The following is a 21,891-nucleotide window of genomic DNA, read 5'->3' as shown; positions in this document are numbered from 1 at the left end:
CGGCCAGTAACAGTTGTTTCACCGGTGGGAGCGTTTACGACCTCAGCACGGACGAGCGCTGGAGGTACTCCTCGTCGACCAGCTCGCCGCGGGCGTAGCGCTCGGCGAGGATCTGCTCGGCCGAGGCCGTACGGCTCGGCGGCGGCCCGCCCCGGACGCCGGCCCGCCTGCCCTTGACGAAGAGCGTCGCGGCGCCGGCCAGGACCAGGGCCCAGAAGATCGGGAAGACGGGCCAGAAGAAGCTGTGCATCGCTGGTGTCCTTTCTCGACGATGCGAGCAGCCGGAGCCCGCGTCGTCAGAGCCAGCCCGGCCGCACCAGGCCCGACTCGTAGGCGATGACCACGAGCTGCGCGCGGTCGCGGGCGTGGAGCTTCATCATCGCCCTGCTCACGTGGGTCTTCGCCGTCGCAGGGGACATGAACAGCCTGGCGGCGATCTCGTCGTTGGTCATCCCCGTGCCGACCAGCGCCAGCACCTCCCGCTCGCGCTCGGTCAGCAGGTCGAGCCCGTCGGCGGCGACCGGCTCCTTGGCCCGCGTCGCGTACTCCGCGATCAGCCTCCTGGTGACGCTCGGCGACAGCAGCGCCTCGCCCGCCGCCACCACCCGCACCGCCTGGATCAGCTCGGCCGGCTCGGTGTCCTTGACCAGGAAGCCGCTGGCCCCGCCGCGCAGCGCCTCGAAGACGTACTCGTCGAGCTCGAAGGTGGTCAGGATGATGACGCGCGGGCCAGGCGGCATCTGCCTGGTCGCGGTCAGCCCGTCGGTGCCCGGCATGCGGATGTCCATGAGCACGACGTCGGGCGCGTGCTCGCGCGACAGCCGTACCGCCTCGGCCCCGTCGGCGGCCTCGGCGACGACGCTCATGTCGGGCTGCGCGTCGAGCAGCGCCCGGAACCCGGCCCGCACCAGCGCCTGGTCGTCGGCCAGCAGCACCCTGATCATTCTGTTTCCTCCGGTAGTGGCAGTCTCGCCTCGACCTGGAACCCGCCGCCCGCCGGCCCCGCGACCAGCGTGCCACCGAGCGCGGCGGCCCGCTCCCGCATGCCGGGGATGCCGTTGCCGCTGCCCGCCTCGGCCAGGACGGCAGGCATCGCCGGGCCGCTGTCGGCGATCGCGATGACCAGCTCGGCGGGCCGGTAGTCCAGCCGCACCAAGACCCGGGAGCCTGGCGCGTGCCGGGCGGCGTTGGTGAGCGACTCCTGCACGATGCGGTAGGCCGCACGTTCGACCTGCGCGGGCAGCGGGCGCGCGCCGCCCTGTTCGAGCGACACGTCGAGCCCCGACCGTTCCACCAGGTCGCCCAGCCGGTCGAGCCCCGCCGTCGGCGAGCGGGGCGCGCCCTCACGCAGCACGTTCAGCACCGAGCGGAGCTCGCCGAGCACCTCCTTGGAGGCGCTCTTGATCGTGGTGAGCGCGGCGCGGGCCTGCGACGGGTCGTCGTCCATCAGGTGGAGCGCGGTGGAGGCCTGCACGTGGATGAGCGAGATGTTGTGCGCCAGCACGTCGTGCAGCTCCTGCGCCATCGTCAGGCGCTCCTCGCTGGCCTGGCGCCTGGACTCCTCCTCCGCCACCCGCGCCCGCTCGGCGCGGCTCTCGCGCCGGTACCTGGCCAGCTCCCCGGCGGCCAGGATCAGCGCCATGACCGCGACGATCGCCAGCACGTGCCACAGGCCGGGCGAGGGCGGGTAGACCAGCCAGGTCGAGTAGATCAGGAAGAAGACGGTCGTGAGCCCGGAGGAGATCAGCGCGAGCTTCCTGCGGCCCTCGGCGACGGTCTGGAAGAGCATGATGATCGGGCTGGCGAACACGGGCCCGTACGGGTAGCCGCCCCACAGGTACAGGCAGGTCGCGGTGAGCGTGAGCGCCAGCGACGTCGCGGGGAAGCGGTTCCTGGCCAGCATCATCGCGGGCCCGACCAGCAGCAGGAGGACGGCCGTCGCGTCGACGGGCACGCGGTCGTGCTGCCCCAGGCTCGCCCCCTGGGAGGCGATCACCTGGAACGCCGCGACCACCAGAGCGAGATAAGGGGTCTTGCGCACCCACCCACGCTAGACGAGGACACCGGCCAGGACATCCGCCCGATGTGGCAGGGGGCCCTACCACCGGCGGCGTACCTGGTCCATTGTGGGGATCATGCGCCGACACATCCTCGCTCTCGTCGCCGTCACGCCGTTCCTCGTCGCCGCACCGGCCGTCGCCGGGCCGGCCGTGGATCACAAGCCGCCGCCCGCCGTGAAGCAGCCCGTCGCCGAGGGGTACGGCGGCGCCGTGGCGACCGTCGACCTCGACGCCAGCAAGGCCGCGCTCGCCGTGCTCAAGAAGGGCGGCAACGCGATGGACGCCGCGGTGGCGGCGGGCGCGGTGCTCGGCGTCACCGAGCCCTACTCCGCCGGGTTGGCCGGTGGCGGGTTCATGGTCTACTACGACGCCAGGCGGGGCAGGGTCTACTCGATCGACGGGCGGGAGACGGCGCCAGCCGCGATGACGTCGACCTCTCTGGAGGGCATCCCGTTCGAGGAGGCCGTCACCAGCGGCCTGTCGGCGGGCGTGCCCGGCGCGGTCGCGCAGTGGGACCTGGCGCTGCGCAGGTTCGGCACGGTCAGCCTGCGCGACGCGCTCAAGCCCGCCGTCGAGGTGGCGTCCAAGGGTTTCGTCGTCGACCAGACCTTCCACGACCAGACCGCCGCGAACGCCGCCCGGTTCAAGGACATCGCCTCCACCGCCAAGCTCTACCTGCCGAACGGCGCGCCGCCACCGGTCGGCTCGGTGTTCAGGAACCCCGAGCTCGCCGACACCTATCGCGAGCTGGGCAGGCGCGGCCCCGAGTGGCTGTACGGCGGGCGGCTCGGCCAGGAGATCGTCGCCACCGTCAAGAACCCGCCGATCACCCCCGGCGCGACCCGCAACGTGCGTCCCGGCCTGATGGAGGTCTCCGACCTGACCGCCTACCGGGCGCTGACGCGCGAGCCGACGCGGGTCGACTACAACGGCATGCAGGTCTACGGCATGTCGATCCCGTCCTCGGGCGGCTCCACGGTCGGCGAGGCGCTCAACATCCTGGAGGCGCTGCCCACCGTGGGCCTCCACGAGTTCCTGGAGGCTTCGCGGCTGTCGTTCGCCGACCGCGGCAAGTACGTCGGCGACATCCCGAACGTCCCGCTGGCCGAGCTGCTCAGCGACGGCTTCGCCAAGGAGCGCGCCTGCCTGGTGGGCGAGCGGGCGATGGCGCACCCGGCCGCCCCCGGCCAGCCGGACGGCACCTACGCCGACTGCGAGCGCCCGCTGGACGAGGCGTCGGCGCCGCCCGCTGAGGAAGGCCCGGAGACCACCCACCTGGTCGTCGCCGACCGCTGGGGCAACGTGGTCGCCTACAACCTCACGATCGAGTCCACCGGCGGCAACGGCATCGTGGTGCCGGGACGTGGCGTGATGCTCAACAACGAGCTGACCGACTTCACCTTCGGCCCGGCGCCCGGCGACCCGAACCTGCCCGCCCCCGGCAAGCGCCCCCGCTCGTCGATGGCCCCGACCATCGTGCTCGACGAGGGCAAGCCGGTGCTGGCCGTCGGCTCGCCCGGCGGCTCGACGATCATCACGACCGTGCTGCAGATCCTGGTCAACCGCTACGAGTTCGGCATGAAACTGCCGGACGCGCTCGCCGCGCCCAGGGCCACCCAGCGCAACACCGCCCAGACCCAGGCCGAGCAGGCCTTCCTCGACCGTTACCGGGCCGAGCTCGAGGCCAAGGGGCACACCTTCGCGCTGAACCCGGAGATCGGCGCGGCGACCGCCCTGGAGTTCGTCGGCCGGGGCAGGATCCAGGCCGTCGCCGAGCCCGTACGGCGGGGCGGCGGCAGCGCGCTGGTCGTTCGTAGCGCGCCGTAGTCGTCCCATCACGTATCGTGCGGTGGGTCCCTGTCCCCTGTCGAGAGGAACCCCCGCACGATGCCTCCGCACCTGATGCTCGCCGCCGCCTTGGCCGCCACCGTCCCGGTCCTGCCCGCGGTCGTCCCGGCCCGCCCCGCCGTGCCGGTGCCGCAGGCCGTCCCGGCGGTGCCGGCGCCGGCCTGCCGGGCGGACGTGTGCCTGTGGACCGGCGCCCGGTACACCGGTGCCCTCCACACGTGGCGGGAGGCCGACGGCAACGTCCACATCGGCCCCGAGCACGCCGACAGGGTGGGCTCGTTCGTGGCCAACGCCGAGGTCTGCTTCGTCGACACGGCCGACTCCGAGTGGAGCTGGAACGAACGGCGCCGGGCGGGCGCCGGCGACTACAGCCCCAACTACCTGCGCCGCTTCGGCCAGCGGATGGACCGCATCGCACCGGCCCGCTACTGCTAGCGCGCGTGCCGGTCGGGTCTTCGGGGTGGCGGCGCGACGGTGCCGGCCGGCTAGTAGATCAGCTCGAAGGCGTCGGGCTTCATCCGCCTGGTGCGTGCCCAGTACTCGAAGGTGAAGCCCGGCCAGACCGTCCGGTTGACCCCGTGCTCGTCCAGGTACCACGAGTCGCACCCGCCCTCGCTCCACACCAGCCGGCCGAGGCGTTCCTGCAGGCGCCGGTTGAAGGCCCGCTGCCGCTCCGGCTTGACGTCGATCGCCCTGGCCTGGGTCCTGGACAGCAGCCGCAGGCAGTCCATGACATAGCGGACCTGCGACTCGATCATGAAGACCACGGAGTTGTGGCCCAGCCCGGTGTTGGGGCCGAGCAGGAAGAACAGGTTCGGGAAGCCCGTGGTGGTGATGCCGTAGTAGGCCTCGATGCCCTCCTGCCACGCGTCCTGGATCTTCACACCGTCCCTGCCGACGATCCGCTGCTCCTGCAGGGCGTCGGTCACCTTGAAGCCGGTGCCGTACACGACGACGTCGGCCGCGTGCTCCTTCCCCGTGACGTCGACGACCGCGTGGCCGCGCAGCTCGGCGATGCCGTCGGTGACCAGCGAGACGTCGGGCCTGCCGAGCGCGGGATAGTAGTCGCTGGAGATCAGGACGCGCTTGCAGCCGATCGTGTAGCCGGGCGTGAGCTTGCGGCGCAGCTCGGGGTCGGGCACCTGGCGTTCGAGGTGCCGCAGGGCCATCCGCTCGTGGAAGGCCATCAGCCTGGGGTCGACGGCGAAGCCGAGCGCCCTGGTCTCCAGCGTCCAGTAGATGCCGTTGCGCAGGGCGCGGGCGGCGCCGGGCAGCGTGAGCAGGCGCTTCATCCGGTCGGGGACGGCGAAGTCGGGCTTGGGGTGGATCCAGGGGGGCGTGCGCTGGAAGACGGTCAGGTGGGCGGCCTCTTCGGCGATCCGCGGGACGAACTGGACGGCTGAGGCGCCGGTGCCGACGACCGCCACCCGCTTGCCCCGGAGGTCGACGCTGTGGTCCCACTCGGCCGAGTGGAACGCGGGCCCGGCGAACTCACCCGCTATTTCCGGAAATTTCGGGACGTGGAGGGCGCCGATGGCGGAGATCACCGCGTTGGCGCGGAGCGTCCGGCCGTCCGAGGTGGCGATCTCCCATTCCCTGCCGGTGTATTCGAGGCTCACGACGTGCTTGCCGTACCGGATGTGGGGGTCGATGCCGTACTTCCACGCGCAGGCGCGCATGTACTCCCAGATCTCCTCCTGCGGGGAGAACATCCGTGACCAGCCCGGATTGAGCTCGAAGGAGTAGGAGTACATGTGCGAGGGGATGTCGCACGCGCACCCGGGATAGGTGTTGTCGCGCCAGGTGCCGCCCAGCTCGCCGGCCTTCTCCAGGATGACGAAGTCGTGGAACCCGGCCTCCTTCAACTTGATCGCCATCCCGATCCCGGCGAAACCCGAACCGATGATGACGATTCCCGGCTTGTCACTGGTTGCCACGGGACCTCCTGTACGACGCGAACTCGGCATGCGCGGGGGAGATGGCGATGTAGTCGAGAGCGGCCTTCAGGTCGCCCTCCTGGCTGGGATGGAAACCGGGCCGCAGATACCTCGGCGCGGCCAGGACCAGGCTGCGTAACGTCGGCACCCTGCCCTGGCGGGCGCGGCGGAGGAAATGCGTCCACCTGGCCTGGACGCGACCGGCCACGACGGGGTCGCGGGCCAGCAGGAACGCCGTGCCCCGCCTGACCAGGGTCACCAGGATGGGCCCGGTCATGAGCATGGTGCGCGCCCTGCGCGTGTAGGCGCCGTCGAGGTGCATGAACAGGTCGAAGGCCACGCTGCGGTGCTCGACCTCCTCGGCGCCGTGCCAGCGCAGCAGATCCAGCATCACGGGGTCGGCGCCGGCCGCGTCCAGCGGCCGGGCCCGCAGGATCCAGTCGCCGAGCACCGCCGTGTAGTGCTCGATCGCCGCGATGACGGCCAGCCGCTCCTTCAGCCAGTAATCCCTGGCGAACGGCGGCATCGTGTGGTCGCCGAGCAGGCGCTCGAAGAACCACTCGACGTTCTCGACGAAGGGGGCCGTGTCCAGGCCCTGCTCCTTCATGTGCTCGAGCACCCGCTGGTGGGCGACCGCGTGCGTGCCCTCCTGGCCCATGAAGCCCTTGACCTCGGCCTTCAGCCTCTCGTCCGTGACGTACGGCAGGGCCTGCTTGAAGACGTGCACGAACCACCGCTCACCCGCCGGCAGCAGCAGGTGCAGCACGTTGATCAGGTGCGTGGAGAAGGGGTCGCCCGGCACCCAGTGCAGCGGCGTGTCCTCCCACGAGAAGCGCACCCTGCGCGGCTGGATCATGCCGCCCTCCACAGGTGGACGTCCGACTTTATTGGACACAGAGTCCAATGTAGACAGACATGCGTGCCCTGGTCCAGAGGTGGTGACCGTACGGAAGGATCACGGGACCGGGCGTCACGGTGTCCCGGAACGACAAGAACCCGCCGCGACCTCGTCGAGCGGCGGGTGGGACGGCCCCCGGGCGGTTAGACCAGGAGCAGGTACGCGATCACGCCGACGATGGCGACGGCGAGGACCACGGCGATGATCGGCAGGACGGAGGAGCGCTTGGGCTCGGCCGCCGCCTCGTTCTCGGCCCGCTGGGCGAACGCGCGGAACTGCTGGGTGTTGCCCGCGGGATCGATGTGCTGGTCAGACATGCGTTGCACTCTAGCGGGATCAGCTGGTGCATTTGCACCTTTTAGCGTGACCCGGTAAGGGCACTCGATTATCGGACCGCAGGTATCGCCGGATAGCGTGGACGCATGCTCAGAACCCTGCTCGCACCCCGCATGCTCGGGTTGCACCTGCTCGCGATCGGGGTTCTCGTCTCTTTCATCCTGCTCGGCCGCTGGCAGCTCGGCGTGTTCGAGGACTCGGGCAAGCCCACGGCGACCACCGACCCCGGTCCCGTCGCCGTCGAGACGCTCAGCAAGGTGGGCGCCCAGATCGACGGCACCTCGGTGGGGCGGCGCGTCACCGTTTCCGGCTCCTACGACGCGGCCAGGCAACTGCTCGTCGCCGACCGCAAACCCGACGTGTCGGCGCCCGGCGGCAACGTCGCCAGGGGCCAGGGCTACTGGGTGCTCACCCCGATCAGGCTGACCGACGGCACCCTGATGCCGACCGTGCGCGGATGGGTGGCCAAGGCCGGCGATCCGGGCGCGACCGTGCCGCCCGGCCAGGTGACGGTGAGCGGGCGGCTGCGGGCGCCCCAGAACACCGACAGCGTCCAGCGGCGGGCCGAGGGCGTGCCCGCCGGCCAGGTGCAGACGGTCTCCACGGCCGAGCTGATCAACCTGTGGCGGGGGGAGAAGGTGCGCAACGGGTTCGTGGTCGCCCAGACCCCTGGGCTCACCCCCGTCAAGGTGCCGCCACCGGTCACCGGCGGCACGCTGACCTGGCGCAACCTCGCCTACGCGGCCAACTGGTGGATCTTCGCGGGGTTCGCCGTGTTCATGTGGTTCCACTTCGTCCGCGACGCCGTACGTTCCAGCAAGTCCCCTGAACCCGAAGCCGTTCTAGAAGGTTGATGCTCGTGGAGTCCGCACTCAAGCCCTTCCGGGTCCTCGCGTACATCGTCGGCACCATGCTGCTCGTGCTCTGCACGGCCATCGTGCTGCGGTACGGCTTCGACGTCCCCCAACCCTCCAAGATCGTCTCGCCGATCCACGGGTTCCTCTACATGCTCTACCTGATCGCGGTCATGAACCTCGGCATGAAGGCGCGCTGGACCTGGGGGTACATGCTCGGCGTCATGCTGGCGGGCACCGTGCCGCTGCTGTCGTTCTACATCGAGCGCAGGGTGACCGCCAAGGTGCACGAGGCCATCGCCGCCTGACGGGCGGCTCCGACGCGGCCGTCGACAGATGAGAAGGAGGCCGTCACCCGGGGTGACGGCCTCCTTCCGTGTCCGCTGGTCCGGCGTCCTGGACCGCTGGTCCGGCGACCCGGCCGCGACCCGGCCACGACCCGGCCGCGACCCGGCCGCGACCCGGCCGCGACCCGGCCACGGCCGGCCATGGCTTGGTCCGTTGCGACCGGCGCGAGTCGCTGCGGTCAGTGGCCGATGCCGCGCCTGCGGGCCCTCTTGAGCCGCTCGCGCTGTGACGGGTCGAGCATCATGTAGCCGACCACGGGCGCGGCGACGACGCCGAGCAGCACGAGCAGGGTGAGCCAGCCGGGCAGGAAGATCCACGACAGCAGGACGGCGACACCGGCGCCGATGGCGTACTTCTGGACGGGCGACATCCTCAACATCCCTCCGAACGCGGAGCCCGCGCCCCGCCTCTCCACATTCTGCGTCGCCGATATAACGAGTGGGAGCCTCCGCCGGGTTCCATCCGCGATATATCTCATTTCTGCGGACCTCCCGAGCCCCGCCCGACCGCCGTCACCCCGCCGGCAGGTCCGGGGAACGGGTGCGCAGCCGGCACGCCCGATCCGTCATGTCAGGAGCACCGGCAAGCGGTCAGCTGTACGCGCGGATCGTCGTGCGGATCCAGTCCGCGTAGGCGGGCACGTTCGTGTAGAGGCCGGGACCTTCCGCGCAGGAAGGGCTCTTGGCGCCGGGTCCCGAGGTGACGCCGATGAGCTCCCACCGGCCGCCCCTGCCGCGCTGGACCTGCGGAGAGCCGGAGTCGCCGTTGCACGCCATGGCCTTGGGCACCCGGCTGATCGTGCACAGCCGGGTGCTGCCCGCGAAGCCGGGGCCGCACTCGGAGACCGCGCCTCTGCGGGTGTCGAGTTCCTGGAGCTTGTCGGACATCTTCCAGCCGGCCGGGTCGCGGTTGAACTCGGTGATGCCGAAGCCGATGATCCGGGTCGGGGTGCCGGGCCGTCCTGGCCGTTGGGCGATCGGGATGGGCTGGTAGGAGACGGGACGGTCCAGGCGGACCAGCGCGATGTCGTTCTTGCTGGGCGAGTCCTGGGCGTAGCGGGGGTGGGTCACCGCCTGCGCGATCTTACGGACCGTTCCGCCGGTCTTCCGCTGATCGCTGCCGATGCGGATCGTTCCGGCGGGAATCGACCCGACCTCCATGTCGACGCAGTGAGCGGCGGTCGCCACCCACTGCGGGTCGACCAGCACGGCCCCGCACACGCCGTCCTCGAGGCCCTGGCTCGGCGCCGAGATCGGGATCGACGCCATGAACGAGTAGGGCTGCGTGGCGTCCTTGCCGTTGATGATCGCGCCGGCGCTCCCGGCCGTCGCCGCGAGACAGGCTGCGCCTGCCACGGCAACGATGGTGGACCGTGACAGACCGCGACGGAACGATTCCATGCCAAACAACGGGGTTGACCCCTTCAATGGAGGATTAAGACAAGATCACGCTATCCATCGAAGAACGGCCGGGTCATCACGCCAGCACGTCAACTCAGGGTAGGGATAACCCCCTCCTCGGCCCGTCGCCCGGGTCGGTGCGACGAGGCCCGAAGCGGCGCATCGCCGTAGGTCGCGCACAGAGAGGCGGGATCATGCTCGGCCCGGATTCCAGGCTCGCCCTTCGAATCCCTCGCGCGCGTTGGCAGGAGGGGTGATCTCGCCGCCCGGCGCCGATGATCGCCCTGGGCGGAGCGCGGTTCCCACCAGGGCCGGCGGAAGCAGGATCCGAGCAGGTCACGGGCATCGGTCCAGCCGGCGGGATCGCCGGCGAACCTCAGCGAGAAGACCGGGAACCCGCTCTGGAACGATGGTCCGGTCGAACCGGGCGCGTCTCCTCGGCGGGGTGCTGCCAGGCATGGACAGGATGATGCCGCCCGCTGAAACCGCGTCGAGCTCGCGGATGCCCGTCACAGGAACCAGGCGAACCACCAGGCGAGGAATCCGGCGCCGATGACGGCCGCGGCGATGTGCGGCCACCGGCGGTCGCGGAGGAGCGCCGCGGCGGTCAGCGCGGCCGAGGCGGCGGCGATCCAGGTGTAGAGGACCACCGTGCCGGGCACGCCGACGGCGAGAGCGGTCTCGTTCGTGCTGATCAGGGCGTAGACGGACTGGCCGACCAGCCCGGCGAACGCCACGCCGGACAGCCCGCCGAAGGCCGCCAGCGCCCGGCCCCTCAGCGTGCCGGCGATCAGCTGGATCAGGCAGACGAGGGCGAACAGCGCGAAGGGCGCGGCCAGCCACGGGGACTTCGAGATCTGGTACGGGGCGCCGGTCACGTGCAGGTCGCCCGGCGTCTGGTCCGTGTCGTCGAGGCAGGGGGCGGCCGTGCGCTGGGCCGGGTCGTCGAGGAACTCCACGATCTTGCGGCGGGCGCAGGCGCTGGACAGGAAGACCGCGTGGGAGGCGCGGGCGAACTCCTCGAAGCGGGCGTCGGGGAGCGCTTCTGCCGCCGGCTTGCTGGTCCTGGTGGGCGTGGTCGGGTCGTACTGGCCGCCCAGGACGTAGACGGGGGCCTTGGTGGTGGCGTTCACGGGCTCGGCCTTGGGGAGCTGCCAAGCCTCGCACACCGCCTTATCTCCATTTACGGTGAAAAGTCGGGATCTTGGGGTGAAGGTGTTGAACGGGATCTCGTCCTGGCACTGCACCGCGTGATACAGCCCGAACTCGTGCGACACCAACCCCTCGCCCACCGCGTCGGCCAGCGGTTGCAGCAGCTCGTCGTGGCCCGTGGCGAGCGCGCCGATCATCGCGGGCGCGACCGCCGCGACGTCCGCCTCGTGCAGCGCCTCGGCCATGATCGTGGCCACGTCGTCGCCGCTGACTCGGGCCGTGAACGTCCTGCCGAGCAGCGGATCGTTCGTGGTGACCTCGGCGGGCCTGGCGTTGAGCCTGGCGGTCATGGCGTTGAAGGCGTCTTGAACGCCGAGCCGCGCCGTCGTGTCGGCCAGATTCCGCTCGGCGTCGTCGTACCACGCGACGCTCTCCGGCAGGTACGAGTCCAGCACCACCGACCGCACCCCCTGAGGGTCGGCCGCGGCCACGTCCATCATGACCCTGGTGGAGTAGCTGACGCCGAAGAGATTCCAGGACGCGTAGCCCAACTCCTTGCGTAGCGCGACGACGTCGGCCGCGATCTCCTTCGTGTTGTATCCCCGCAGGTCGACGCCCTGCTTCTGGAGTCTTTCCCGGCACCGGCGGGCCGCCGCCGCGAGGTCGGCGGGCGGCCGTCTGAGCTGTCCGAGCAGCGCCTCGGCCGTCTCGGGGCAGCCGAGGGTCGGCTCGGAGTACTTGCTGCCGCGCTGCTCGACCGCCACCACGTCACGATCGGGGAACATCTGGCTCAGGAACCCGGTGAGCTGGAGGGAGGCCGACGCCGGACCGCCGCTCATGTAGACGACGGGATCCGCTTTCCGGTCCTTGGCGGTGGAGACGTGGACCGCGTATCCCACCTTGATCTTCCTGTCCGGGGCGTCCCTGCGCTCAGGAACTTCGAGGAAGCCGCAGGTCGTACGGGGCGGCATGGCGACCGGGCAGGGGCGAGGGCCGGCCTCTCGCGAGATGGTGACGGGCGGAACGGTCAGGGCTAAGGCGAGCACGACCCGAAAGATCACGTGATGAGACTACCGACGAGACCCCGCGAGCGCGCGGCATCAGGGGCGCGGCCGTCGGACTCCCGCCGCGCTCGGCGCACCCGGCAGAGCGCGCCGAGCCGGCCGGGAGGAGCGGCGGACCCGTCGGGATCGCCCCCGGGCCGGGTCCGGAGAGCGCTCGTCGGGATCGCTTCCTGGCCGGGTCCGGAGTGCGCCCGTCAGGGGCGCTTCCGAGCCTGGTCCGGAAAGCACGCGTCAGGGGCGCGACGAGGTGGCTGCGGCGGCGATCGTCTTCAGGTCGAGCCGTAGCTCGTCGGCCGTGAGCCGCTGGCCGGGCGAACCCGACAGCAGACGGAACAGCACAGGAGCCAGCGCCCCCGCCCTCGTCAGCGGCGCCCCCGGTGCGGGCGCGCGTCCCTCGACGGCGGTGAACAGCGTCGCGCCCAGCGCCCACAGATCGGCGGCGGGGCTCACGTTCCCCTCCGGAGCGGAGTAGGGGGACATGGCAGGCGCGGGCGCGGGATCGGCCAGCGTCACCGCCCCTGAGCCGTTCACCAGGACGGTCTCGGGCCGCACGTCCCCATGGAAGCGACCGGCCCCGTGGAGCGGTGCCAGCAGGTCGAGCACGCCCAGGCCGACCGCCGCCGCCTCCTCGGGAGCCAGCGGTCCGGCCGCGTGCAGGATGTGCTCGAGGGGGCGCGGCGGCTGGTCCGGGGCGGACTCGTTCCGGCCGGCCTTGTTCGGCGGCTGCTCCGGGGACGCGGTCAGCACCAGCGGACCCGTGAACGTCGGCCGCCGGAACGGCGCGGTCGTCTCGACGATCGGCACCGGATCGGGCTCGGCTGGCGTCGACGCCAGCACGGGCGGCGCGGCGTCCGCGGCGGCTCCCCAACTCGCCGGAGGCCGGCCCGCCGGCGGACTCCCCTCCGCCGGCCCCCACGGTCCAGGCCCGTTCCCCTCGGAGGGTCCCCAGGGCGCGGGGCCGTTCTCTCCGGACGGTGCCCACGGCGCAGGGCCGTTCCCTTCGGGTGGTGCCCACGGCGCGGCGACGTTGCCCTCGGGTCCCAGTGGTGCGGGGGCGTTCTCTCCGGGCGGTCCCCAGGCCGCGGGGCCGTGGCCGCCAGGTGGTCCCCACGGGGTGGGGTTGTGGTCGCCGGGAGGTCCCCACGCTCCGGGGGGCGCCGGAGGCTGCGGACCCCACGCGCCGGGGCCCTGCGGCTGCCCCCACGGCCCTCCGGGGGCGCCGGGAGGCACTGGCCCGCCGGGCAGGGGAGAAGCATTGGGAGGCATCGGTCCGCCGGGCATGGGAGGAGCGTCGGGAGACATCGGTCCGCCCGGCAGGGGAGGAGCGTCGGGAGGCACCGGCCCGCCCAGCGTGGGCGGAATGGCGGGAGGGGCGCCCCATCCGGCGGGCGGAGCGGCAGGCTGTGGGGGAGCGCTCTTGCTGTTGTCCTTGGAGCCCCGCCGCAGCACCCGGCGCAGCAACGAGGGCTTGCCGGACGGCGCGGGGCCACTTCCGGTGGGGGCGGGGCCGTTCCCCGCCGGAGGGTACGGCTGGCCGACCCCGGGCATGCCCCCCGGACCCTGGGGCATCCCTCCCGGATGGGGCGGCATCCCCGCATGAGGTGGCATCCCTGCATGAGGTGGCCCTGCATGGGGCGGCATCCCTGCATGGGGTGGCATGCTTCCCGGGCCCTGCGGTAGGGCTTCCGGTCCCTGTGACAGGCCAGCGGGGCCGGGCGGCATGGCGTCAGGGCCGGGCGGCGTACCCGCGGGGCCGGGCAGCCCGACCTCGGGCGTGGCTCCCGCAGCGGGCGGCATGGCTTCGGGGCCAGACGGCGAACCGGCCAGGCCGGGGTTCATGGCCTCGGGAGTGGGCGGGGTGTCTCCGGTCGCGCCCAGCACACCGTCAGGCCCGATGGCGTCGAGACCGGAGTCCTGTTCGTGCTCCGTCGGCTCGGCAGAGGCGATGTGGAGCGGCACCGCGTGAGGACCGAAGCTCTCGAACGCGGGCTGCGGGCCGGCGGGGGCTTCCGCGGGCACAGCGTCCGGACCCGGAGCACCGCCCGGGGGCACAACCTGCGGGCCCGAGGGAACACCCGGCTGAAGCACGTGCGGGCCTGAGGGAACACCCGGCTGAAGCGCGTGCGGGTCGGTGTGAGTTCCCGGGTACGGCGTGTGCGGGTCGGAGGGAGTGTCCGGGTACGACGCATGCGGGCCGGGGGGAGTGCCCATGAGAGGCGGGCCGGAGAGGTCAGCCGGGGGTGTGGGGTGCTGGCCCGAGGGAGCGACCGGAGACGCCATGGCCGGCTCTGAGGGAGCGGCCTCCGAGGGGACGGGCGTGGCCGCCTCTGGGGGGAGGACCGTGGGGACCTGCGGAGCGTCCTCTATGGTGACGGGTCCGGGGACCTGCGAGGCGTCCTCCGAGGGGCGGGCGGGCCGGGCGGGCTCGAGGCCGTCGAAGGGTTGCGAGTCCGGGCGCGACGCCGGGCGGGTGACGTCCAGGGACTCGTGCGCGGGAGGCGCGGGATGGCCACGATGGACGGTGACGACCTGCGTCTTGTCGGGGTCCTCGGCGGATGCGGTCGGTGACCAGGGGCTGGACGCGGGGGTCGCCACCGGATGCGCGGGGCTGAACGGGGGCGGCGCGGCGGGGGCGGGCTCCCAGGGTGAGGGTGTCCATCCGGTAGGCGTTGTCTGCGCCGGGGCGGAGGGCGCCGATCCATTAGAGGCCGACGGAGCGGACGGCCCCGATCCGTCCAAGGCGGAGGGACCTGAAGGCGCCAAGCCGCTGGAGGGGGAAGGACCTGAAGGCGCCGAGCCGCTGGAGGGGGAGGAAGCGGATGGTGCCGAGCCGTCCGAGGCTGTCGGGGTCGAGGGTGCCGAGCCGTCGGGAGGCGGTGGGGGGAACGGTAGCGGCTCGCCGGTGGGTGGCGGCGTGGGGAGTGCCTGCTCGCTGGAGGCTGGCGCGGGGGAGGGCGGTGCTCCCGCAGGGGTGGCGGACGGCGGCAACCCGGCCTCTGAGCCCGGCCAGGAGTCCGAAGGCCAGTCGGGTGCGGAGTCCGGAGGTGAGGAGTCCGGGGGCGAGGTGGGTGCGGAGTCCGCAGACCAGGCGGGTGCGGAGTCCGAAGGCGAGGTGGGGGAGAAGTCCGGGGGCGAGGTGGGGGAGGAGTCCGCAGACCAGGTGGGTGCGGAGTCCGAAGGCGAGGTGGGGGAGGAGTCCGGGGGCGAGGTGGGTGCGGAGTTCGAAGGCCAGGCAGGCGAGGCAGGCGGCAAGTCCGGAGGCGAGGTGAATGCGGAGGGAGAGGAGGCGGGAGGCGCGGCGTCCGAAGAGGAAGTGGGGGAGGAGGGCGCGGGAGACGCGGCGGCCGAGGGGGGCAGGCTCGCCGTTCCGGCCAGTTCGGCGAAGGCGGCGGCCACCGTTTCGGCGGACGGCCGGGCGGCCGGGTCGGGGTGCAGCATGTCGGTCAGGACCGGCCCGAGCGGCCCGCCGATCGGGTGCCCTGGCTGCGGGGGCCGTCCCTCCAGGCCGAAGTGGAGCGTCGCCGCCAGCGACCACAGGTCGGCGGCCGGGCCCACCCCCGGGGGCCGGAAGGGGGTCGCCACGCCGAAGCCGGTCAGCACCGCGCGTCCGGTCGGCGTGAGGATGACCGTGGCCGGCTGGATGTCGCCGTGGACCACTCCGACGCCGTGGACGGCCCGCAGCGCCGCCACCAGGTGCACGCCGATCCTGGCCACCTGGACGGCCGGCAGCGGGTGCCGTTCGAGGACGGTCTGTTCGAGGGTGCGTCCCTGGGGGAGATCGACCACCAGCCACGGCGTGCCGTCCTCGACGATCACCTCGTGGACGGGCTCGATGGAGGCGTGGCCGAGCCCGGTGACCAGTCCGACCTCGCGCCCCACCGCGCCGCACAGTTCCCTGTGGGCCGCGGGGTCGGGCGGGAGCCGGACCTCTCTGATGCCGACGTCGCGGCGCATCAGGTCGTCGGCGGCGAGCCAGAGAGATCCGGCGCCCAGCGGGTGCAGCAGCCGATAGCGTCCGGCCAGCCGGCGTGGGCCGTTCATGGGTCATCTCCATCCACACGCGTGCAGCGACACAGCACCATAGCGGTTTGTCGAGAAATGCGACCATTACCGCTGGCGAGTGATGGCGGCTCGGCAGGCGGTCGGCATGTGGCCCGCCCTGGCCGTCAGGTACGTGCGGAGGGAGCCGGCACTACCCAGTGCGGCCGGTCCTGGCTGTCAGGTGCGTGCGGAGGGAGTCGGCGCTGCCCGTCCTGGCTGTCAGGGGCGTGCGAGGGAGTCGGCGCTGCACAGGCCGTTGCGGGCGGCGACCTGGTCCATCGCGAGCCGGCCGCCCGGCCGGCCGAGGTGGCGGGCGTGCCCGAGCCGAGGCTCGACCGGATGACCGACAGGGACGTCGCGCCACTCTCGCTGACCGGCCCGTTCTGAGGCGCGCCGGCCTCGCTGAGCGGGCCGTTCTGGGACACGTTGCTCTCGCTGAGCGGGCCGTTCTGGGGCGCGCCGTACGAGGTCCTGGAGAAGCCGGGACGCCCCTACGTCGTCGGCTGCTCCGCGACCGAGCAGGTGCCGGGCGTCAGGCCGTCGCCGTCGACGACGTGCTCGCCGAGGCCGTCCAGGCCTCGTGCGCCCTGACCAGCCGGCCCCACAGCAGCGACCGGTCGGCGGCCGGCAGGCTGATGCCGAAGACGCCCTCCAGGGCGGCGAAGTAGGCCGCCTCGGTGTCCAGCGTGGTCGAGGTGGTGTCGTCGCCGATCCTGGTCAGCACGAGCCCGCGCAGGACGTCGACGCCTGAGGCGTCCCTGCGGTTGAGCGTCGCCACCCGGACGAAGCCGGACTCCGGAGAGCTGGACAGGTGCTCGTGCATCGCCGCGAACTCCGGCATCTCCGCCGGTGTCATGCCGAAGTCCATGCCGATGAAGGAGCCGCGCGGGTCGTGGTCGAAGCGCCACCCGCCGGGGGCGACCGTGGAGGGCCGCAGGCCGTACTCGAAGGGGCCCTGCCGGTAGCGGCCCTCGGCCAGCGGCAGGGGTTCGTGCAGCGCGTCGCCCAGCCCTGCGTCGACCAGCCACGCGTCCGGGCCCTCGGCGGAGGGCAGCCGCACGGTCAGCACCAGGTGGTTGCCGGTGACGCCGGGCTCGTCGCCGCGGTTCTGGACGCCGCCGACGTGCCGCGTCACCTCGTAGCCGAGCGCCTTGAGCAGCGTGTACAGCGCACCGTTGAGGTGGTAACAGTAGCCGCCGCGCCCGCGCAGGATCCGCGCCGCCGACTCCTCCGGGTCGAGCGAGGTCGGCCGGTCGAGCCAGATCTCCAGCGCCTCGTACGGCACGCGCTCGACATGGGCGGCGTGCAGCGCCCGCAGGTTGTCGAGCGAGGGCGGCGCGCTTGTCAGGCCGAGCCTGCTCAGATAGGCGGTGATGTCCACGACCGACAAGTCTGCACGGGATGTGCACATCTTGGGGAGTGTCGTCTGCACACGTCCCTTCTACGCTGCTGTCCGTGGCAGACCAGCGACGCATCCTCGTGGTCGAGGATGACGAGACGATCGCGCTCGCCGTACGCAACCGGCTGGCCGCCGAAGGCTTCGACGTGCGCGTCGCGGGCGACGGCGAGGCGGCGCTCCTCGCGTACGGCAGGGCGGAACCCGACCTGGTGATCCTGGACCGGCTGCTGCCGGGACTGGACGGCCTGGAGGTGTGCCGCAGGATGCAGGCGGCCAGGCCGGTGCCCGTGCTCATGCTGACCGCGCTCGGCGAGGAGACCGACGTGCTCGTCGGGCTCGGCGTGGGCGCCGACGACTACCTCGCCAAGCCGTTCAGCATGCGCGAGCTGGTGGCCAGGATCCACGCGCTGCTGCGCAGGGTCGAGCGGGCCGCCCAGCTGGCGGTCGAGGACACCGTGATCAGGGTGGGCGAGGTCGAGATCGACACCGCGGCCCGCAGGGTGTTCGTGCGCGGGACCGAGGCGCAGCTCACCCGGACCGAGTTCGACCTGCTGCGCCGCCTGGCCGAGCGTCCCGGCCAGGTCTTCGAGCGCGAACGGCTGCTCTCGGACGTCTGGGGCTTCTCCGAGGCGGCCGCCACCAGGACCGTCGACAGCCACGTGCGGGCGCTGCGCCGCAAGCTCGGCTCCGACGTCGTGCGCACCGTGCACGGCGTCGGCTACGCCCTGGTCCGCCGATGAGACCCCTCGACTTCCTCGGCCGCATCAAGGTGAAGCTGGGGATCGTCATCGTCCTGGCGGTGGGCACGGCGTTCGTCGTCAACGAGGTCGGCCTCAACGCGGGCGCCTCCCGCGAGGTCAGGATCGCCGTCGCGAGCGTCCTCGCGCTGATCATGGTGCAGGTGATGGCGCACGGCATGACCAAGCCGCTGCGCCAGCTCGCCTCGGCGGCCCAGACCATCGCGAAGGGCCGCTACACGCTGCGTGTCAGGACCACCTCGCGCGACGAGGTGGGCGAGCTGGCGCGGGCGTTCAACGCGATGGCGGCCGACCTCGGCGAGGTGGACCGGCAGCGCCGCGAGCTGGTCGCCAACGTCTCGCACGAGCTGCGCACGCCCATCACGGCGTTGCGCGCGGTGCTGGAGAACGTCGTCGACGGCGTCTCGGCCGCCGACCCCGTCACCATGGGAACCGCCCTCGCCCAGACCGAACGCCTGGGCCGCCTGGTCGCCCAGCTGCTCGACCTGTCGCGGCTCGACTCGGGCGTGCGGCACCTGGAGGCCGAGCCGGTCGCCCTGGAGGCGCTGCTCGACCAGGCGGCGCGCGAAGCCGCCATCGCGAGGGACGACGTCACGATCAGGCCCGTCTGCGCGCCCGGCCTGGTGGTGCGCGCCGACCCCGACCTGCTCGCGCAGGTCCTGGCCAACCTCCTCGACAACGCGGTACGGCACAGCCCTCCCGCCGGCCTGGTGACGCTGTCGGCGGCCGGCCACGGCAGGGGGGTGCGGCTGATGGTGGCCGACGGCGGGCCCGGGATCCCCGAGACGGCGAGGACGAGGGTGTTCGAGCGCTTTTCCAGGCTGGACGCGGCGCGGGCGGCCGACGCCGGGGGATCGGGACTCGGCCTGGCGATCGTCAAGGAGATCGTCGAACTGCACGGAGGAGCCATTCGCATCGACGGCGGCGCGGGGTGCCGCATGGTCGTCGACCTTCCAGAGAGGATCACGATGGAACCCGACATGGCGCGACTGGGGATCGCCCCTGAAGGGGCGAAGCCGAGCCCGCGGGATCGCGAGGCGCCATCGGCGGAGGAACGGCCCGCCGAGCCCTTGGCGGACGCCCCCGCCCCGGACCTGGGACCGGTCCCGGTCCCGGCCTCCGCTCCGGACACGGTCGCCGCTCCTCCGGGGCTCGCGGCTCCCGGCCCTGGCGCGTCGGCCGGCTCTGGCGTGTCCGCCGGCTCTGGCGCGTTCGCCGGCCCGGGCGCCGCCGATCTGGCCGCTGTCCCGGTCGCTGTCCCTGCCGTGGACCTGGCCGTGGGCCCCGCCGCGGGCCCGCTTCCTGACGCTGTCCCGGCCGTCCCGGCTGTCCCGGCCGCTGCGTCGGTCGCTGTCCCGACCGCTGTCTCGGCCGCGGCGTCGGCCGATGTCCCCGCCTCTGCGTCGGTCGCTGCAGCGGCCTCTGGGTCGAGTGCTGTGTCGACGGCGGCGGCCGTGGCCGATGGTCTGGCTACTGGCCCGGCTCCTGGCCCGGCTACTGGTGTGGCTTCCGGTCCGGCGGCGCGACCCGGTGTGGCGTGGCCGGGCGAGGCGCCGCCGCCCAGGCCCGTCCGCGGGGTGGGAAGCACCGTCCTGTGGACCGTGATCGGCCTGACGACCGGCTTCCTCATCGGCCTGTTCCTGGCCTTCTTCATCGGGATCTTCTTCGGCAGCGCCGCGGGCATCCTGGTCATGCTGGTGGTCAGCGCGGCGGGCGCGGCCGTCGGCTCGGCCATCGGATCGGTCAGGGCCCAGTCGGCCCCCCACACCGCTCCGGTCACCGCCGTCGCGCCTGGACGTCCGGGGGCTCCCGGCGTTCTCGGCGTTTCCGAGGGTCCCGGGCACGGAGGTCCTGGCGGTCACGGGGGTCCTGCGCCCTGGGGTCCTGGCGGTCATGGCAATCTCGGCGGTCCCGCGGGTCACGGCAATCTCGGCAGTCCCGTGGGCCCCGGTTCCGCAAGTTTCGGCGGTCCCCCTAATCTCGGCGGTCCCGCAAGTTTCGACGGTCCCGTGGGTCGCGTTCCCGCAAGCCTCGAGGGTCCCGCGGGTCGCGGTGCCGCAAGTTTCGGCGGTCCCGCCGGTCCCGGTCCCGCCGGTCCCGGTCCCGCCGGTCCCGGTTCCGTGGGGCCCGGCGGTTCCAGAGGGCCTGGCGACCCCGCTTCCGGCGCCTTTGGCGGTCCCGTGGGCCCCGGCGGTCCGTCGTTCCCGCAAGGCCCGCGGCCGCCCGCCCCGCCGTACGTGCCGCCGCCGCTCTTCCCCAGGCCCGAGCTCCCCGACACGCCGCGCTGGCTGCTGCCCGCCGCCTTCGGGGTGGGCGTGTTCGCCGCCGTCGCGCTGCCCGACGCCCAGGCCGGGCTCGGCATCGCGCTGGTCGCGCTGGTGCTGGGCGCCGCCGCGATGCCCGCCGTCCTGCGCAGGGCCACCCCGTGGACCGTCGCCTACGGCCTGCTCTCCTTCGCGCTCGTCGCCATGGTCACGGTCAGGGACGCCGACTGGCTGCTGCCGCTGCTGCTGGCGACCGCCGGGGGGCTCGGCGCGATCGCCGTCTCCGGCGCGGGCCGCGGCTGGCTGGCGCTGATCAGGGGCGGCATCTCGGTGGCGCTGGCCGTCTTCCCCGTCCCCTGGTTCCTGGCCGGCCCGCTGAAGACGCTGACCGTACGGCGGCGCGTCATGCCGCAGGTGGCGGCGCTCGCCATCACCGCCGTGCTGCTGGCCGTCTTCGGCCTGCTGTTCGCCTCCGCCGACAAGGTCTTCGCCTCCTTCCTCGACCGCCTCTTCACCGCGCCGGACTGGGTCGGCACGCTTCCGCTGCGCGTGTTCGTCTTCGCGGTCTTCGCCGTGCTGATGTCCGCCACCGTGCTGGTGGCCATGCGCCCGGTCGCCGACCCCGTCAGCCCGTCCTTCAGGACCCGGCTGAACCGCAGCCTGTGGGTGGTGCCGCTGACCGGGCTCAACCTGCTGTTCGCCGCGTTCGTCGCGGTCCAGGTCACCGCGCTGTTCGGCAGCAACGCCTGGCTGCTGCGCACCACCGGCCTGACCTACGCCGACTACGCGCGGCAGGGCTTCTTCCAGCTCATGATCGTCAGCGTCTTCGTGCTCGCGATCGTCGCGGTGGCCAGCAGCGTGGTGCGGGCCGAGCGCGGCGACCGCTGGGCGCTGGGCATCCTGCTCGGCGTGCTGTGCGCCTTCACGCTGGTCATCCTGGTGTCGGCGATGCACCGTCTCGACCTCTACACCGACGCCTACGGCCTGTCGCGCCTGCGCGCCTCCGTCGCCGCGACCATCTGGTGGCTGGGCGCGGTGTTCGCGGTCGTGCTGGTGGCCGGCGGCGTACGGCTGGCGGGCGGACGCTCGGCGTGGCTGCCCAGGACCATCGTCATGATCACCGGGATCGGGGTGCTGGCCTTCGCGGTGTGGAACCCCGACCTGCGGGTGGCCGAGACCCAGGTCGAGGTCAGAGGGGTCGAGCGCATCGACCAGGACTACGTCGGCGATCTCGGCGCCGAGGCGGTCCCTGCGCTGGACAGGCTTCCCGAGCCGTTGCGCAGCTGCGTCCTCGCCGACGTGGTCCGCGTCAACGGCCTGGCCGAGCCCGACCCGTGGAACGGCTGGAACCTCGCCAGAGCCGAGGCCCGCGACCTGCTCGCCCGGCACCCGGTCCTGCCGGCCACGGCGTGCGCGGCCCGCTCGGGCAGGTACTGACCGTTCCGTTCCCGCGCGTATTCGCAAAGAGATCGCGGTCCCGCGGCCTGCGTTTCCACTGCGAAATGCGCCGCGCGAAATGCAGCAATTCAGAG

At 72.6% G+C, this 21,891-nt stretch carries 17 protein-coding genes and 1 pseudogene; 6 read left to right on the top strand and 12 right to left on the bottom strand.

Annotated features, from left to right (window positions below):
- Positions 1–34 precede the first annotated feature (34 nt).
- From ACWEVS_RS00190 to ACWEVS_RS00180, 3 genes are read right to left on the bottom strand one after another with little or no spacing between them, the layout of a single operon-like run.
- Positions 35–250, bottom strand: a complete 216-nt coding sequence (locus tag ACWEVS_RS00190) for an SHOCT domain-containing protein (protein WP_452549218.1) — start codon at positions 248–250, stop codon at positions 35–37.
- A 46-nt stretch (positions 251–296) separates the two neighbouring features.
- Entirely contained in the window at positions 297–944 is a 648-nt protein-coding gene (locus ACWEVS_RS00185) for a response regulator transcription factor (protein WP_354911337.1), read from the bottom strand.
- Positions 941–2,041, bottom strand: a complete 1,101-nt coding sequence (locus ACWEVS_RS00180) for a sensor histidine kinase (RefSeq protein WP_452549216.1) — start codon at positions 2,039–2,041, stop codon at positions 941–943. The genes ACWEVS_RS00185 and ACWEVS_RS00180 overlap by 4 nt, the downstream gene beginning before the upstream one ends.
- Before the next feature lie 94 nt (positions 2,042–2,135).
- Here ACWEVS_RS00180 and ggt point away from each other — a divergent pair, with 94 nt between their 5' ends.
- Both ggt and ACWEVS_RS00170 read left to right on the top strand, forming a co-directional pair.
- Positions 2,136–3,887 (top strand): gamma-glutamyltransferase, encoded by a 1,752-nt coding sequence (gene ggt / locus ACWEVS_RS00175; RefSeq protein ID WP_452549215.1) that lies wholly within the window; start codon positions 2,136–2,138, stop codon positions 3,885–3,887.
- A 60-nt stretch (positions 3,888–3,947) separates the two neighbouring features.
- Positions 3,948–4,343 (top strand): hypothetical protein, encoded by a 396-nt coding sequence (locus ACWEVS_RS00170; RefSeq protein WP_354911343.1) that lies wholly within the window; start codon positions 3,948–3,950, stop codon positions 4,341–4,343.
- Between the two features lie 50 nt (positions 4,344–4,393).
- Here the strand turns inward: ACWEVS_RS00170 and ACWEVS_RS00165 are convergent, their stop codons facing one another.
- From ACWEVS_RS00165 to ACWEVS_RS00155, 3 genes are all read right to left on the bottom strand, one after another.
- A complete protein-coding gene (locus ACWEVS_RS00165) occupies positions 4,394–5,875 on the bottom strand; it encodes a flavin-containing monooxygenase (RefSeq protein ID WP_449930684.1) in 1,482 nt (493 codons plus the stop codon).
- The gene (locus ACWEVS_RS00160) at positions 5,832–6,701 is read right to left on the bottom strand and encodes a metal-dependent hydrolase (protein ID WP_452549212.1); all 870 of its coding nucleotides are present in this window, start codon (positions 6,699–6,701) and stop codon (positions 5,832–5,834) included. The genes ACWEVS_RS00165 and ACWEVS_RS00160 overlap by 44 nt, the downstream gene beginning before the upstream one ends.
- Positions 6,702–6,886: 185 nt before the next feature.
- Positions 6,887–7,060: a flagellar basal body-associated FliL family protein gene (locus ACWEVS_RS00155; RefSeq protein WP_354911351.1), complete on the bottom strand. Its 174-nt coding sequence runs from the start codon at positions 7,058–7,060 to the stop codon at positions 6,887–6,889.
- Positions 7,061–7,165: 105 nt separating this feature from the next.
- On the opposite strand from ACWEVS_RS00155, the gene ACWEVS_RS00150 reads away from it, so the two are divergent.
- On the top strand, positions 7,166–7,933 hold the full coding sequence (locus ACWEVS_RS00150) for an SURF1 family protein (RefSeq protein ID WP_452549210.1): 768 nt from the start codon (positions 7,166–7,168) through the stop codon (positions 7,931–7,933).
- Positions 7,933–8,241 carry a DUF3817 domain-containing protein gene (locus tag ACWEVS_RS00145; protein WP_449930678.1) on the top strand — a complete coding sequence of 103 codons (309 nt, stop codon included), beginning with the start codon at positions 7,933–7,935 and terminating at the stop codon, positions 8,239–8,241. Before ACWEVS_RS00150 ends, ACWEVS_RS00145 begins: the two co-directional genes overlap by 1 nt.
- A 218-nt stretch (positions 8,242–8,459) precedes the next feature.
- Here the strand turns inward: ACWEVS_RS00145 and ACWEVS_RS00140 are convergent, their stop codons facing one another.
- From ACWEVS_RS00140 to ACWEVS_RS00115, 6 genes and pseudogenes are all read right to left on the bottom strand, one after another.
- Complete coding sequence (locus ACWEVS_RS00140; RefSeq protein WP_449930676.1) at positions 8,460–8,651, bottom strand: hypothetical protein; 192 nt, start codon at positions 8,649–8,651, stop codon at positions 8,460–8,462.
- Positions 8,652–8,871: 220 nt separating this feature from the next.
- Entirely contained in the window at positions 8,872–9,636 is a 765-nt protein-coding gene (locus tag ACWEVS_RS00135; protein WP_449930674.1) for a S1 family peptidase, read from the bottom strand.
- Positions 9,637–10,190: 554 nt separating this feature from the next.
- The gene (locus tag ACWEVS_RS00130) at positions 10,191–11,894 is read right to left on the bottom strand and encodes an alpha/beta hydrolase (RefSeq protein ID WP_452549208.1); all 1,704 of its coding nucleotides are present in this window, start codon (positions 11,892–11,894) and stop codon (positions 10,191–10,193) included.
- 234 nt (positions 11,895–12,128) lie between these two features.
- Entirely contained in the window at positions 12,129–12,701 is a 573-nt protein-coding gene (locus ACWEVS_RS00125) for a hypothetical protein (protein ID WP_452549588.1), read from the bottom strand.
- A gap of 2,772 nt (positions 12,702–15,473) precedes the next feature.
- Positions 15,474–15,851, bottom strand: a pseudogene (locus ACWEVS_RS00120) (protein kinase domain-containing protein); the annotation flags it as partial.
- 619 nt (positions 15,852–16,470) lie between these two features.
- On the bottom strand, positions 16,471–17,319 hold the full coding sequence (locus ACWEVS_RS00115; protein ID WP_449930668.1) for an arylamine N-acetyltransferase family protein: 849 nt from the start codon (positions 17,317–17,319) through the stop codon (positions 16,471–16,473).
- 74 nt (positions 17,320–17,393) lie between these two features.
- On the opposite strand from ACWEVS_RS00115, the gene ACWEVS_RS00110 reads away from it, so the two are divergent.
- Positions 17,394–18,077 carry a response regulator gene (locus ACWEVS_RS00110; RefSeq protein WP_449930666.1) on the top strand — a complete coding sequence of 228 codons (684 nt, stop codon included), beginning with the start codon at positions 17,394–17,396 and terminating at the stop codon, positions 18,075–18,077.
- Complete coding sequence (locus ACWEVS_RS00105) at positions 18,074–21,796, top strand: DUF4153 domain-containing protein (protein WP_452549206.1); 3,723 nt, start codon at positions 18,074–18,076, stop codon at positions 21,794–21,796. The genes ACWEVS_RS00110 and ACWEVS_RS00105 overlap by 4 nt, the downstream gene beginning before the upstream one ends.
- Positions 21,797–21,891: the final 95 nt, after the last annotated feature.

This window comes from Nonomuraea sp. NPDC003754, from assembly GCF_053605785.1.
Note: the sequence above shows the minus strand (reverse complement) of the source record. Positions and strands in the feature narration are given on the sequence as shown.

Bases quoted from the DNA above. Each gene is read 5' to 3' on its own strand.
- ACWEVS_RS00150 (WP_452549210.1), top strand. From the start codon at position 7,166: ATGCTCAGAACCCTGCTCGCACCCCGCATGCTCGGGTTGCACCTGCTC.
- ACWEVS_RS00160 (WP_452549212.1), bottom strand. From the start codon at position 6,701: ATGATCCAGCCGCGCAGGGTGCGCTTCTCGTGGGAGGACACGCCGCTG.
- ggt (WP_452549215.1), top strand. From the start codon at position 2,136: ATGCGCCGACACATCCTCGCTCTCGTCGCCGTCACGCCGTTCCTCGTC.
- ACWEVS_RS00145 (WP_449930678.1), top strand. From the start codon at position 7,933: ATGCTCGTGGAGTCCGCACTCAAGCCCTTCCGGGTCCTCGCGTACATC.
- ACWEVS_RS00140 (WP_449930676.1), bottom strand. From the start codon at position 8,651: ATGTCGCCCGTCCAGAAGTACGCCATCGGCGCCGGTGTCGCCGTCCTG.
- ACWEVS_RS00155 (WP_354911351.1), bottom strand. From the start codon at position 7,060: ATGTCTGACCAGCACATCGATCCCGCGGGCAACACCCAGCAGTTCCGC.
- ACWEVS_RS00165 (WP_449930684.1), bottom strand. From the start codon at position 5,875: ATGCCGAGTTCGCGTCGTACAGGAGGTCCCGTGGCAACCAGTGACAAG.
- ACWEVS_RS00105 (WP_452549206.1), top strand. From the start codon at position 18,074: ATGAGACCCCTCGACTTCCTCGGCCGCATCAAGGTGAAGCTGGGGATC.
- ACWEVS_RS00170 (WP_354911343.1), top strand. From the start codon at position 3,948: ATGCCTCCGCACCTGATGCTCGCCGCCGCCTTGGCCGCCACCGTCCCG.
- ACWEVS_RS00185 (WP_354911337.1), bottom strand. From the start codon at position 944: ATGATCAGGGTGCTGCTGGCCGACGACCAGGCGCTGGTGCGGGCCGGG.
- ACWEVS_RS00190 (WP_452549218.1), bottom strand. From the start codon at position 250: ATGCACAGCTTCTTCTGGCCCGTCTTCCCGATCTTCTGGGCCCTGGTC.